This window comes from Pelomonas aquatica (assembly GCF_026712205.1).
GTDB classification, from domain to species: domain Bacteria; phylum Pseudomonadota; class Gammaproteobacteria; order Burkholderiales; family Burkholderiaceae_C; genus Pelomonas; species Pelomonas aquatica.
Genome location: NZ_JAPPUW010000004.1, coordinates 165897 through 177674 on the forward strand (window position 1 = coordinate 165897; position 11778 = coordinate 177674).

Genomic DNA, 11778 nt, shown 5'->3' on the forward strand with positions numbered 1-11778 from the left:
CCGCCTTTGCGGGGCTGTTGTCGTTTGTAGGTTTCCGATGTCGCTGCTGCCGCTCGTCCAACCGGGCAAGAAGTTCACTCACCCCCGCCCCCTCGGCTCGGCCGACGCCCTGCTGCTCGCCCGCTTCGTGCAGCAGCAGCGCGACGCCGGGCGCCTGGCCGCCATCTTCACGGCCGAGCCCGGCGACACGCAGCGCCTGGAGGACGAGCTGAAGTTCTTCGCGCCGGAGCTGAAGGTCGCCGTCTTCCCCGACTGGGAGACCCTGCCCTACGACAGCTTCAGCCCGCACCAGGACCTGATCTCCGAGCGCCTGGCCACGCTGTGGGAGCTGCTGCAGTCGCGCAAGACCAAGAGCATCGACGTCGTGCTGATGCCCGCGTCGACGGCGCTGGCCCGGCTGGCGCCGCCCAGCTTCCTGGCGGCCACCACCTTCAACTTCAAGCAGAAGCAGCGACTCGACGAGGCCTCGCTGCGCGCCCAGCTGACGCTGGCCGGCTACACCCACGTCAGCCAGGTCGTGCAGCCCGGCGAGTACGCGGTGCGCGGCGGCCTGATCGACCTGTTCCCGATGGGCTCCAACGTGCCCTACCGCGTGGACCTGTTCGGCGACGAGGTGGACTCCATCCGCACCTTCGACCCCGACAGCCAGCGCAGCCTCTACCCCGTGCCCGAGGTGCGCCTGCTGCCCGGCCGCGAGTTCCCGATGGACGAGGCGGCGCGCAAGGCCTTCCGCAACCGCTGGCGCGAGAAGATGGACGGCGACCCGAGCAAGTCGCGCATCTACCGCGACATCGGCGAGGGCCTGGCCAGCGGCGGCATCGAGTTCTACCTGCCCATCTTCTTCGAGCAGCCGGCCTCGGTCTTCGACTATCTCGGCGCCGAGGCGGGCCTGGCCCTGCACGGCGAGGTCGACGAAGCCATCCAGCGCTTCTGGGCCGACACCAGGGAGCGCCACCGCTTCCTGCAGCACGACCCCGAGCGGCCCATCCTGCCGCCGGCCGAGATCTTCCTGACGGCCGAGGACTTCTTCGGCCTGACCAAGCCGCATGCCGTGCTGTCGGTGCGCGGTTCTGAGCCCGTGGACTTCGCCCGCCCGCTGCCCGACGTCAGCGTGGAGCGCGGCGCGCAGGAGCCGCTGGCGCGCCTGGAAGCCCACCTCGACAAGACGCCCCACCGCGTGCTGCTGCTGGCCGAAAGCGAAGGCCGGCGCGAAAGCCTGCTGGAGCAACTGCGGGACCACAAGATCGACCCGCCCTCCGTGGCCAGCCTGGCCGAGTTCTGCGAAGGCGACGAGAAATACGCCATCACGGCCGCGCCGCTGGCCGCGGGCTTCTTCTGGAACGATGCGCAACGCCCGCTGCAGCTCATCACCGAGACCGAGCTGTTCGCGACGACGCCCACCACGCGGCGCCGCCGCAAGCAGGAGCAGGTCAGCGACGTCAACGCGCTGATCAAGGACCTGTCCGAGCTGAAGGTGGGCGACCCGGTCGTGCACATCAACCACGGCATCGGGCGCTACCAGGGCCTGGTCAACATCGACCTCGGCGACGGCCAGAAGAGCGAGTTCCTGCACCTGGAATACGCCGACAAGGCCACGCTCTACGTGCCCGTGGCCCAGCTGCACCTGATCGGCCGCTACACCGGCGTTTCACCGGAAGAAGCGCCGCTGCACAAGCTGGGCTCCGGCCAGTGGGAGAAGGCCAAGCGCAAGGCCGCCGAGCAGGTGCGCGACACGGCGGCCGAGCTGCTCAACCTCTACGCCCGCCGCGCTGCCCGCGAGGGCCATGCCTTCCGCTACTCGGGCCACGACTACGAGGCCTTCGCCGCGAGCTTCGGCTTCGAGGAAACGCCCGACCAGCGCGCCGCCATCCACGCGGTCATCCAGGACATGATCAGCCCCAAGCCGATGGACCGCCTCGTCTGCGGCGACGTGGGCTTCGGCAAGACCGAGGTGGCGCTGCGCGCGGCCTTCGTCGCGGTCATGGGCGGCAAGCAGGTCGCCATCCTTGCGCCGACGACGCTGCTGGCCGAGCAGCACTACCAGAACATCGCCGACCGCTTCGGCGCCTGGCCGGTCAAGGTGGCGGAGATGAGCCGCTTCCGCTCGGCCAAGGAGATCAAGGCGGCGATGAAAGGCATTGCCGACGGCAGCATCGACATCGTCGTCGGCACGCACAAGCTGCTGTCGCCCGAGGTCAGGTTCAACCGCCTGGGCCTGCTGGTTATCGACGAGGAACACCGCTTCGGCGTGCGCCACAAGGAGGCGATGAAGGCGCTGCGCGCCGAGGTCGACGTGCTGACGCTGACCGCCACGCCCATCCCCCGCACGCTGGGCATGGCGCTCGAAGGCCTGCGCGACCTGAGCGTCATCGCCACCGCGCCGCAGCGCCGCCTGGCGATCAAGACCTTTGTTCGCGCCGAAAGCAGCGGCACCGTCCGCGAGGCGGTGCTGCGCGAACTGAAGCGCGGCGGCCAGGTCTACTTCCTGCACAACGAGGTCGAGACCATCGAGAACCGGCGCCAGAAGCTGGAAGAGCTGCTGCCCGAAGCCCGCATCGTCGTCGCCCACGGCCAGATGCCCGAGCGCGAGCTGGAACGCGTCATGCGCGAGTTCGTGCAGGGCAAGCACAACCTGCTGCTGTGCTCGACCATCATCGAGACCGGCATCGACGTGCCGAGCGCCAACACCATCGTCATCAGCCGCGCCGACAAGTTCGGCCTGGCCCAGCTGCACCAGCTGCGCGGCCGCGTCGGCCGCAGCCACCACCAGGCCTATGCCTACCTGATGGTGCCCGACCTGCAGGGCCTGACCAAGCAGGCCACGCAGCGCCTGGACGCCATCCAGGCCATGGAGGAACTGGGCTCGGGCTTCTACCTCGCCATGCACGACCTCGAGATCCGCGGCGCCGGCGAGGTGCTGGGCGACAACCAGAGCGGCAACATGATGGAGGTGGGCTTCCAGCTCTACAACGACATGCTCAGCGAGGCCGTGCGGGCCTTGAAGTCCGGCCGCGAGCCCGACCTGCTGTCGCCCACTGGCGCGTTCTCGACCAGCACCGAGATCAACCTGCACGCCCCGGCCCTGCTGCCCGACGCCTACTGCGGCGACGTGCAGGTTCGCCTGAGCCTCTACAAGCGCCTGGCCACGGCCGACAAGCCCGAGCAGATCGACGCGATGCTGGAGGAGATCACCGACCGCTTCGGCAAGCTGCCCGCGCAGGGCCAGACGCTGTTCGACCTGCACCGCCTGCGCGTGCTGGCCAGGCCCTATGGCGTCATCAAGGTGGACGCCTCTCCGGCCGTCATCAACATCGGCTTCCGCCCCAATCCACCCATCGATCCGATGCGCGTCATCGAGCTCGTGCAGAAGAACCGCAACATCAAGCTGGTCGGCAACGAGAAGCTGCGCGTCGACAAGGCACTCACCAACCCGCAGGACCGCGCCCAGGCGGTGCGCGAGGTGCTGAGGCTGCTGGGCCAGCCGAAACCGGTGAACTAGTACAACATCCCCTAAATATCTTTCCTATTAAGGTTCCAGATAGGGAGCCAGGAGGGTGGTGACGAGTTGGGCGGCCTGCTTGAGCTCGGCGGCGGCGGCGGGCAGCGGCTCCCAGCGGCCGGTGTGACTGCGGAACGCGACCGTGTACTTATTGCGGGCGACTTCGGTCAAGCGCGCCACGGCGTCGACATCGTCGTCGCGGTGCAGTTGGATCAGCAGGTGCTTGCCGTAGGGGCGCACATGGGCGTGCTCGTGGCCGGTAAGCGCGGCGAGGTGGCGCTGCAGCTCAGCGGCGTGTGCTTGGGCGAAGACGTTGGGCATGGTGGGCGAGCTTCTTGGGTTCGCCAGTTTGCAGCTCGAAGCCGGCGAACGTCCACTTGAACGGCTTGGGGTGCGTGTTGCGCTGAGCGAGGAAGGCCTCGGTGCGCTGGCGCAGGTGCTGCTTGGAGGTATGGCTGGCGTGGCGCAGGACGCGGCGCGTGTAGATGCCGAACAGCAACTCGATCTGGTTGACCCAACTGGCGTGCAGCGGGGTGAAGTGAAATGTGAAGCGCTGGTCGTGGCGGGCGTTGAAGTCCGCCCACACCGCTTGCGCGCGGTGGGTGTTCAGGTTGTCCCAGATGACATGCACGGGCCCTTGGGGATACGCACGCGCGACCTCCTCCATGAAGGCCAACAGGTCGTCCTGGGTGCGCCGATCGCTGCAGCGGCCCAGCACCCGCCCCGAATGCACATCCAGCGCCGCGATCAGCGCCTGCGTGCCGTGGCGGATGTACTCGAACTCGCGCCGGCGGGTGTGCCCGGGCCGGGGCGCCCGGTCGGCATGCTTGCGTTCAATGGCCTGGATGCCGGTCTTCTCGTCGATGCTCAGCACGACCGAGCCCTTGGGCGCGGCGCGGTAGAGCTCGCAGATGGCGTTGACCTTCTCGCGGAATTGCGGGTCGGGGCTGTGCAGCCACTGCCGCACGCGGTGCGGGCGCACATCGCCGGCTTGCAGGATGCGCTGCAGGTGGCTGCGGCTGATGTGCTCGACCACGCCTTGCTCCACGGCGCGCTCGCACAGCTCGTCCAGCGTCGGCGTGGTCCGGCCTTGAGCCTCGGCCGGCTCGCACGCCAGGGCCAGCAGTTGCAGCCGCTGGGCGTCGCCGATGCGCCGGGGCCGTCCGGGCCGCGGCACCTCCTGTAGCCCGGCCGCCCCGCGGCTGGCCACACGACCGCGCCGCTTCGACACGCTGGGCAGCGACAGGCCCAGCGACTGCGCGATCGCCGCCGTCGTCTGCCCCTCATCAGCCATCAGCGCGATCCGGGCTCTCACGACATCACGCTGCGCCGCCGTGCTCTGGCGCAGCAGCGCTTGGAGCGCGCTACGGTCCTTCCTCGACAGCTTGACGACTTGCGCTTGACGGCCTCTCCCCATGGAGGGCGAGCCTACATCAAAGCTCTTTTATAAGAAGCTTATTTCGGGGATATTGTACTAGGCTGACGGGCGCTGCCGCCTGCCGAAGATGTCAATCTTTGACAATCTTCGATAAACTCGAATCTTCCTGGACGAAGCCGGGCATGCCATGGGAATGAACGTCAATCTGACCCCTCAGCTGGAAGCCTTGGTCCGCGCCAAGGTCAGCTCCGGCCTATACACATCGGCCAGCGAGGTGGTGCGCGAGGCCCTGCGGCTCATGGAAGAGCAGGACCGCCTCAAGGAAGTGAAACGCGAGGAACTGCGGCGGGAGATCCAGGCCGGCAAGAACAGCGGCCCCAGCACGGCGTGGGACGCCACGGCCATCAAGCGCAAGGCACGGGCTCGCAAACGCGCCACGGAGGCTGCCTAGATGTCGCGTGTGAGGCTGCGCCCCCAGGCGGAGCTCGACATCCTGGAAATCTGGACCTACATCGCCGAAGACAACTTTGCCGCAGCAGACCGCTGGGTGGATGCACTGAACGACAGTTTTGCGCTGTGGGCCACGCAGCCGGCGCTGGGTCGGCCCCGCGACGAGGTCGACGCGGGGCTGAGAAGCCTGGCGTTTGGCCGCTACGTCGTGTTCTACGAAACATTGGCGGACGGCATCGACGTCATCCGCGTGCTGCACGGGTCTCGCGATGTCGATCAGGCCTTCAACCGGTGAGCCTGCTGGCAACACAACTCGAAATCCCTCAAATACGGCCGGTGCTCAAGGCCATCAGTCCGATCAGACACGCCCCATGACATCTCTCGCCACCCAAGGCTTCACGCCGCCGCTGCGCCTCGCCGACTTCAAGCTCGCCGCCTTCGACATGGACTCGACGCTGATCGGCATCGAGTGCATCGACGAGATCGCGGCGCTGGCCGACAAGGGCCAGCAGGTGGCCGCCATCACCGAGGCCGCGATGCGCGGCGAGATCACCGATTTCCGCGACAGCCTGCAGCGGCGCCTGGCCATCCTGGCCGGCGTGCCCGCCGCCGTGCTGGACCGCGTGCTGGCCGAGCGCCTGCGCTTCAACCCCGGCGCGCGCGAGCTGTGCGCGGCGCTGAAGGCCGCCGGCCTGAAGCTGGTGCTCGTGTCGGGCGGCTTCACCTTCTTCACGCGCTTCGTGGCCGCCGAGCTGGGCATGGACTTCGTGCGCAGCAACGAGCTGGAGATCGAAAACGGCGCCCTCACCGGCCGCGTTGCGATGCAGGACTGGGGCGACATCTGCGACGGTGCCGAGAAGCGCCGCATGCTGCTCGAATGCTGCGAGCGCATCGGCTGCACGCCCGCGCAGGCCATGGCGGTGGGCGACGGCGCCAACGACCTGCCGATGATGGGCGTGGCCGGCCTGTCCGTGGCCTACCACGCCAAGCCCAGGGTGCGTGAGCAGGCGATGGTCGCGATCAACGCGGGCGGGCTGGAGCGGCTGCTGGAGGTCGTCAGGCCGGGCTGACGACCCGCACCTGCTGGCCGGCGAAATCCACCACCTGGCCGGCGCGGATCTTGGCCGTCTTGCGCAGCTCGACCTGGCCATCGACCTTGACCTCGCCGGCCGCGATCAGCATGCGCGCCCGGCCGCCGCTCTCGACGAGGCCCACGGCCTTGAGCAGCTTGTCGAGCTCGATGTAGTCGCCACGCAGCTGGAGCTCAAGCATGGCCGGCCTTCTTCTGCGCGGCCTCGCGGATCGCCGTCAGCGTCGCGCGCGACGTGCTCACGTCGCTGGACAGGCGCAGATGCAGCAGCGCCGGCTTGGCCCCAGCGATCGCCGCACCCAGCGCCGGGCCGACCTGGGCCGTGCTCTCGGCATGGAAGGCCGCGAAGCCGAAGGCCTCGGCCAGCTTGGCGAAGTCGGGGTTGAAGAGGTCGCTGCCCGACACGCGGCCCGGGTACTCGCGCTCCTGGTGCATGCGGATGGTGCCGTAGGTGCCGTTGTCGACGACGACGACGAGCAGCTTCTTCGCACCGTAGCCGGTGGCCGTGGCCAGCTCCTGGCCGGTCATCAGGAAGTCGCCGTCGCCGGCGATGTTGACGACCCAGCGCTCCTGCTGCAGCAAGGCCGCGGCGACGGCGGCCGGCACGCCATAGCCCATCGCGCCGGAGGTCGGCGCGAGCTGGGTCTTGCCGAAGCGGTGCAGGCCGGTGTAGCGGTGGAAGCGGTGCAGCCAGCCGCTGTAGTTGCCGGCGCCGTTCGTGAAGATCGTGCCCTCGGGCAGCTTGGCGTCGATCAGCCGGATGACCTCGGCCATGTCCAGCGGCGCCACCGGCGTCGACACGAGGTTGGCCTCGTAGTCAGCATGGGCGGCTTCGGCCCAGGCGCGCCACGGGATGTCGACGGGCGGCGCCAACTTGGCCAGCGCGGGCGCGGCCGTGCTCATGCTCGCGTTGATCAGCAGCTCGGCCGTGTAGACGCGACCCAGCTCCTCGGCGCCGGCGTGGATGTGGATGAGCTGCTGCGCCGGCCGCGGCGCCTGCAGCAGCGTGTAGCCGCCGGTCGTCATCTCGCCCAGGCGCGGGCCGATGGCGAGGATGAGGTCGGCCTCCTTCACGCGGGCGGCCAGCTTCGGATTGATGCCGATGCCGACATCGCCCGCGTAGTTCGGGTGGGCGTTGTCGAACAGGTCCTGGAAGCGGAAGGCGCAGCCGACGGGCAGGTTCCAGCTCTCGGCAAAGCGCTGCAGCGCGGCCGTGGACTCGGGCGTCCAGCCGCCACCGCCGGCGATGACGAAGGGCCTCTTCGCCGCGGCCAGGCGCGTGCGCAACTCGGCCAGCGCGGCCGGCGTCGGCGCGGCCTCGGCGGGCCGCACGGGCGGCAGCACCGGCGCCGCGATGGGCTGCGTCAGCATGTCCTCGGGCAGCACCAGCACGACCGGGCCGGGCCGGCCCTGCATGGCCGTGTGGAAGGCGCGCGCCACGTACTCGGGCAGGCGCTCGGCGTCGTGCACCTCGCCGACCCACTTGGCCATGCCCAGCGTGCCGGGGCCGAACATCTGGCGGTAGTCCACCTCCTGGAAGGCCTCGCGGTCGCGCTGGTCGCTGGCGACCTGGCCGATGAAGAGGATCATCGGCGTCGAGTCCTGGAAGGCCGTGTGCAGGCCGATGCTCGCGTTCGTCGCCCCCGGGCCGCGGGTCACGAAGCAGATGCCCGGCCTGCCGGTCAGCTTGCCCTGTGCCTCGGCCATGAAGGCCGCGCCGCCCTCCTGCCGGCAGGCCACGAAGCGGATCTGCTCGCGGTACTCGTGGAAGCCGTCGAGGACGGCCAGATAGCTTTCACCGGGAACGCCGAATGCGGTGTCGACGCCCTGGGCAATCAGCGCCTCGACCAGCTTGTGGCCGGCCAGGCGGGGGGTGTTGTGTGTGGTCATGCCGGCACTGTAGCCGGCGGGCGCTCAGGCCCGCCCGCTGCGGGCGTCCAGGGAATACGCGCCAGGCCCGAAGGCATAGACGAAGAGCAGGCCGCCAGCGATGGCCACGTTCTTGAAGAAGTTGATGTTCTGCATCATCTGCTGGTCCGGCGGCGCGGCCCAGAACCGGTGGAAGAAGAAGGCCGCCGCGAGCGTGAACAGCGCGATGAGGAGGGCGGCCCAGCGCGCCTGCCAGCCAACCAGCAGCGCAGTCGCCAGCCCGACCTCCACGACGATGGCGATGACCGCGCCCAGGGCCGGCAGCGGCAGCCCGGACGATGCGACATAGGCCACCGTGCCGCTGAAGCCGGCGATTTTGCCGAGGCCTGCCGGGATGAAGAGAAGCGCGACGAGGATGCGGCCGATCAACGGGGCGACGCTGATGCCGGGGAGGGACGATGCCATGCGGGACTCCTTTCGATCGGTTCCGGCCCCGCGAGGGGCGCGCGCGCATGCTACGACCGCGGCCGCGGCCCCGGCCAAGGGGGTTTTCCAGCGGATCGCGGCCGACAGGCCCGGCGTCAGGCCGGCACGGCCGCGCGCCGACCCAGGCCCAGGCCCACCAGGCCCGCCGACACGATGCCCAGCGTCAGCGCCACGGCCGAGCCGGCGAACACGCCGCGCGGCATGCCGTGGTCCAGGATGGCGCCGAAGACCGGCGCCGCGAGCGCGAAGCCGATGTCCAGCCCCGAGTAGACGGTGCCGTAGACGCGCCCCGTGGCCCCCGGCGGCGCGGCGCGCTTGATGAGCATGTCGCGCGAGGGGCCGGCCAGGCCGGTGCCGAAGCCGGCCAGCGCCGCGACGACGGCGGCCAGGCCGCCCGGCAGCCAGCCGGTCGCCGTCAGCAGCAGCAGGGCCGCGGCGAAGGCCATCGCGAAGGCGATGCTGCGCTCCAGCTTCTCGGCCCTTGCGACGAGGAAGCCGCCGCAGACCATGCCCGCCGCGCCGGCCAGCATGTAGCCGGTGACGACATAGGCCGTCTGCGCCAGCGGCAGGCCGTAGATCTGGTGCAGGGCCGGGCTCGCGAAGCTCTGGATGGCCGACAGCGCCGCCGTGCTCCAGAAGAAGAACGAGAAGCACAGCCACACCGACGGCAGCTTCAGGAAGGCCATGGGGTGCTCTTCCTTCACGCCGGCAGCGGGCTTGGCATGGCCCCAGGAGCCCTGGCGGTCGTCGATGGCCGAGCGCTGCCAGAACAGCAGGCCCATCACCGCCAGCGCGACCAGCGCCGTGCCGACGTAGGCGAAGCGCCAGTTGCCCGTCGCCTCGGCGATGCCGATGGAGAACACCGGCGCGACGGCCCAGCCGAGGTTGCCGCTGATGCCGTGCACCGAGAAGGCATGGCCCAGGCGCGGCTGCGACACGCGCTTGTTCAGGATGGTGAAGTCGGCCGGGTGGACGGGCGCGTTGCCGACGCCGGCCAGCGCCGCCGCCAGCATCAGCCCGCCGAAGCCCTGGGCCAGGCCGGCCGCGACGGAGGCGAGGAAGAAGCTCGCCATCGCCGCGAACAGCACCGGCCGCGCGCCGATGCGGTCGACGATGAAGCCAGACGCCGCCTGGCCGGCGCCCGAGACGACGAAGAAGGTCGTCACCAGCAGGCCCAGCTCCGAATAGCTCAGCCCGAAGGCCTGGATGAAGGCCGGGAACAGCGGCGGCAGCAGCATGTGGAAGAAGTGCGAGCTGCCATGGGCGACGCCGATGGTCGAGATCGTCGCGATGTCGCGCCGGCGCTGCGGGCCGGCATCGAGGGGGAAGGCGGTGGCGGTACTCATGCCCGCAATGTAGGCAGGGCTGAACAGGCGCGGTTACGATGGTTCGTCAAGTTCTGTCGAAATCCAGCCATGGTCCGCCGCAGCAGTGTTCCCGCGTTTTCCCCGGAGCGTTTCGCGCCCACGCCCGAGCGCCCGCTGCGCGCCAAGTCGCGCATGCTGGAGCACCAGACGGACATCCAGCCGCACCGCCACGACTGGGGCCAGCTCGTGTTCTCGATGACGGGGGCGGTGCGGGTCAGCACCGAGGCTTCGACCTATATCGTGCCGCCGTCGCGCGCGGTGTGGATCCCGCCCGGCGTCGTCCACGCGGTCACGGCCATCGAGCGGTGCGACCTGCGCACCCTCTACGCTGGCCCGGGCCTGCTGACCGGCGCGGCCTGGCAGGCCGGCCGCGTGCTGGAGGTGTCGCCGCTGCTGCGCGAGCTGGTGCTGGCCCTGCCCGCCGTGCCCGACCCGCCGCCCGCGGAAGACAGTGCCGACACCGAGCGCCGCCGCGGCATCGAGGGGCTGGTCCTCGTCGAGCTCAGGCGCGCGCGGCCGCTGGCCCTTGGCGTCGCCCTGCCCCAGGACGCCCGCCTGCGCCGGCTCTGCGAGGCCATGCTGCGCGAACCCGGCCGCCATGCCGGCCTGGACGAATGGGCCGCCGAGGCCGGCGCCAGCCCGCGCACGCTGAGCCGGCTGTTCCGCGAGCAGCTGGGCACCAGCTTCGCGCAGTGGCGCTCGCAGCTGCTGCTGGCCCACGCGCTGACGCTGGCGGCCCGCGGCCGGCCCATGAGCCACATCGCCACCGAACTGGGCTATGCCAGCGCCAGCGCGTTCACGGCCATGGTCACGCGCACCGTGGGCATGCCGCCGAGCCGCTTCTTCGCGGAGGCTTGATAGGGCCTGTTCACCCTACGGCAGCAGGCCGTAGGGTGAACAGGCCCTACGTGGCTCGGACACGCACGAAATGCCCCGCCACCATGTCGGCCATCGTGGCCGCCACCGCCTCGGCGGGCTGGCTGGGGTCGTCGAACAGCAGTTCCAGCGCGGTGTAGAGCGCGTCGATGTAGAGCCGCACGCTGAGGCGCGCACGCACCGGCTCGGCCGCCGGATGGGCCGCGTGGAAGACCTGCATCAGCAGCTCGGTCATCTGGTCGTGCGACTGGTTGCGGACCTCCTGCAATGAAGGCACGGCGCGCAGCGCCCGCGTGATCCAGGCACCGCCCGGCATCTCCTGCGTCACGCGCAGCGTCTGCAGGAAGACCTCGGCCACGCTGGCGGCGAACTCGGCCTCGGGCAGGGCCATCGTGGCCGGCGTGGCCCAGGGGCCGAGCAGCTCGTTCTGGCGCTGCATCAGCCGCTGGCCCAGCTCGTGAAGGATGGCGTACTTGTTGGGGAAGTACTGGTAGAGCGCCGGCGGAGAAAGCCCCAGGCGCCGGCAGACCAGGTTGGTCGACAGCCGCTCGATGCCGACCTCCCCCAGCAGCTCGGCCGCCGTCGCCAGGATGCGCTCGTAGGTCTCCACGGCGCGCGACTGCGTCGGCAGCTTCTTGGGCGCCACGTCGGGCAGGTCGGCGGCGGGCCGGCGGGGCTTTCGCGATGCGGTTCGGGTCATGGGCAGGTCGAGAGGCTGGCCCGGGATTCTCCTAGTGGAGAGGCGCGCCAGCAAAAATATAGT

The 11778-nt window shown here is 70.0% G+C and carries 12 protein-coding genes; 5 read left to right on the forward strand and 7 right to left on the reverse strand.

Translation table 11 applies throughout. The features are described from left to right. Window positions 1-37 precede the first annotated feature (37 nt). On the forward strand, window positions 38-3499 hold the full coding sequence (gene mfd, locus NYP07_RS05810; protein WP_268148375.1) for a transcription-repair coupling factor: 3462 nt from the start codon (window positions 38-40) through the stop codon (window positions 3497-3499). A gap of 27 nt (window positions 3500-3526) precedes the next feature. On the opposite strand, the gene NYP07_RS05815 is transcribed toward mfd, so the two are convergent. Beyond that, the gene (locus tag NYP07_RS05815) at window positions 3527-3820 is read right to left on the reverse strand and encodes a hypothetical protein (RefSeq protein ID WP_268148377.1); all 294 of its coding nucleotides are present in this window, start codon (window positions 3818-3820) and stop codon (window positions 3527-3529) included. Then, window positions 3786-4916 (reverse strand): IS630 family transposase, encoded by a 1131-nt coding sequence (locus tag NYP07_RS05820; RefSeq protein ID WP_268148379.1) that lies wholly within the window; start codon window positions 4914-4916, stop codon window positions 3786-3788. Before NYP07_RS05820 ends, NYP07_RS05815 begins: the two co-directional genes overlap by 35 nt. Before the next feature lie 148 nt (window positions 4917-5064). Here NYP07_RS05820 and NYP07_RS05825 point away from each other — a divergent pair, with 148 nt between their 5' ends. From NYP07_RS05825 to serB, 3 genes are all read left to right on the forward strand, one after another. Then, on the forward strand, window positions 5065-5328 hold the full coding sequence (locus NYP07_RS05825) for a type II toxin-antitoxin system ParD family antitoxin (RefSeq protein WP_268148380.1): 264 nt from the start codon (window positions 5065-5067) through the stop codon (window positions 5326-5328). Continuing rightward, window positions 5329-5622: a type II toxin-antitoxin system RelE/ParE family toxin gene (locus NYP07_RS05830; protein ID WP_268148381.1), complete on the forward strand. Its 294-nt coding sequence runs from the start codon at window positions 5329-5331 to the stop codon at window positions 5620-5622. 76 nt (window positions 5623-5698) lie between these two features. Next, window positions 5699-6397, forward strand: coding sequence for a phosphoserine phosphatase SerB (gene serB, locus NYP07_RS05835; protein ID WP_268148383.1), 699 nt, complete (start codon window positions 5699-5701; stop codon window positions 6395-6397). On the opposite strand, the gene NYP07_RS05840 is transcribed toward serB, so the two are convergent. The 4 genes from NYP07_RS05840 to NYP07_RS05855 all read right to left on the reverse strand — a co-directional run bounded on the left by NYP07_RS05840 (window position 6384) and on the right by NYP07_RS05855 (window position 10118). Continuing rightward, on the reverse strand, window positions 6384-6599 hold the full coding sequence (locus tag NYP07_RS05840) for an RNA-binding S4 domain-containing protein (RefSeq protein WP_268148385.1): 216 nt from the start codon (window positions 6597-6599) through the stop codon (window positions 6384-6386). The genes serB and NYP07_RS05840 overlap by 14 nt on opposite strands. After that, on the reverse strand, window positions 6592-8307 hold the full coding sequence (locus NYP07_RS05845) for a thiamine pyrophosphate-binding protein (RefSeq protein ID WP_268148387.1): 1716 nt from the start codon (window positions 8305-8307) through the stop codon (window positions 6592-6594). The genes NYP07_RS05840 and NYP07_RS05845 overlap by 8 nt, the downstream gene beginning before the upstream one ends. Before the next feature lie 24 nt (window positions 8308-8331). Next, window positions 8332-8751, reverse strand: coding sequence for a DoxX family protein (locus NYP07_RS05850; protein WP_268148389.1), 420 nt, complete (start codon window positions 8749-8751; stop codon window positions 8332-8334). Between the two features lie 116 nt (window positions 8752-8867). Then, window positions 8868-10118 carry an MFS transporter gene (locus NYP07_RS05855; protein ID WP_268148391.1) on the reverse strand — a complete coding sequence of 417 codons (1251 nt, stop codon included), beginning with the start codon at window positions 10116-10118 and terminating at the stop codon, window positions 8868-8870. A 69-nt stretch (window positions 10119-10187) separates the two neighbouring features. On the opposite strand from NYP07_RS05855, the gene NYP07_RS05860 reads away from it, so the two are divergent. Beyond that, complete coding sequence (locus tag NYP07_RS05860; protein WP_268148393.1) at window positions 10188-10997, forward strand: AraC family transcriptional regulator; 810 nt, start codon at window positions 10188-10190, stop codon at window positions 10995-10997. A gap of 46 nt (window positions 10998-11043) precedes the next feature. Here the strand turns inward: NYP07_RS05860 and NYP07_RS05865 are convergent, their stop codons facing one another. Beyond that, the gene (locus tag NYP07_RS05865) at window positions 11044-11715 is read right to left on the reverse strand and encodes a TetR/AcrR family transcriptional regulator (protein WP_268148395.1); all 672 of its coding nucleotides are present in this window, start codon (window positions 11713-11715) and stop codon (window positions 11044-11046) included. Window positions 11716-11778 lie beyond the last annotated feature (63 nt).

What these genes read in the sequence shown, in the direction of transcription:
- mfd (WP_268148375.1), top strand. Translation starts at nt 38, where the DNA reads ATGTCGCTGCTGCCGCTCGTCCAACCGGGCAAGAAGTTCACTCACCCC.
- NYP07_RS05815 (WP_268148377.1), bottom strand. Translation starts at nt 3,820, where the DNA reads ATGCCCAACGTCTTCGCCCAAGCACACGCCGCTGAGCTGCAGCGCCAC.
- NYP07_RS05820 (WP_268148379.1), bottom strand. Translation starts at nt 4,916, where the DNA reads ATGGGGAGAGGCCGTCAAGCGCAAGTCGTCAAGCTGTCGAGGAAGGAC.
- NYP07_RS05825 (WP_268148380.1), top strand. Translation starts at nt 5,065, where the DNA reads ATGGGAATGAACGTCAATCTGACCCCTCAGCTGGAAGCCTTGGTCCGC.
- NYP07_RS05830 (WP_268148381.1), top strand. Translation starts at nt 5,329, where the DNA reads ATGTCGCGTGTGAGGCTGCGCCCCCAGGCGGAGCTCGACATCCTGGAA.
- serB (WP_268148383.1), top strand. Translation starts at nt 5,699, where the DNA reads ATGACATCTCTCGCCACCCAAGGCTTCACGCCGCCGCTGCGCCTCGCC.
- NYP07_RS05840 (WP_268148385.1), bottom strand. Translation starts at nt 6,599, where the DNA reads ATGCTTGAGCTCCAGCTGCGTGGCGACTACATCGAGCTCGACAAGCTG.
- NYP07_RS05845 (WP_268148387.1), bottom strand. Translation starts at nt 8,307, where the DNA reads ATGACCACACACAACACCCCCCGCCTGGCCGGCCACAAGCTGGTCGAG.
- NYP07_RS05850 (WP_268148389.1), bottom strand. Translation starts at nt 8,751, where the DNA reads ATGGCATCGTCCCTCCCCGGCATCAGCGTCGCCCCGTTGATCGGCCGC.
- NYP07_RS05855 (WP_268148391.1), bottom strand. Translation starts at nt 10,118, where the DNA reads ATGAGTACCGCCACCGCCTTCCCCCTCGATGCCGGCCCGCAGCGCCGG.
- NYP07_RS05860 (WP_268148393.1), top strand. Translation starts at nt 10,188, where the DNA reads ATGGTCCGCCGCAGCAGTGTTCCCGCGTTTTCCCCGGAGCGTTTCGCG.
- NYP07_RS05865 (WP_268148395.1), bottom strand. Translation starts at nt 11,715, where the DNA reads ATGACCCGAACCGCATCGCGAAAGCCCCGCCGGCCCGCCGCCGACCTG.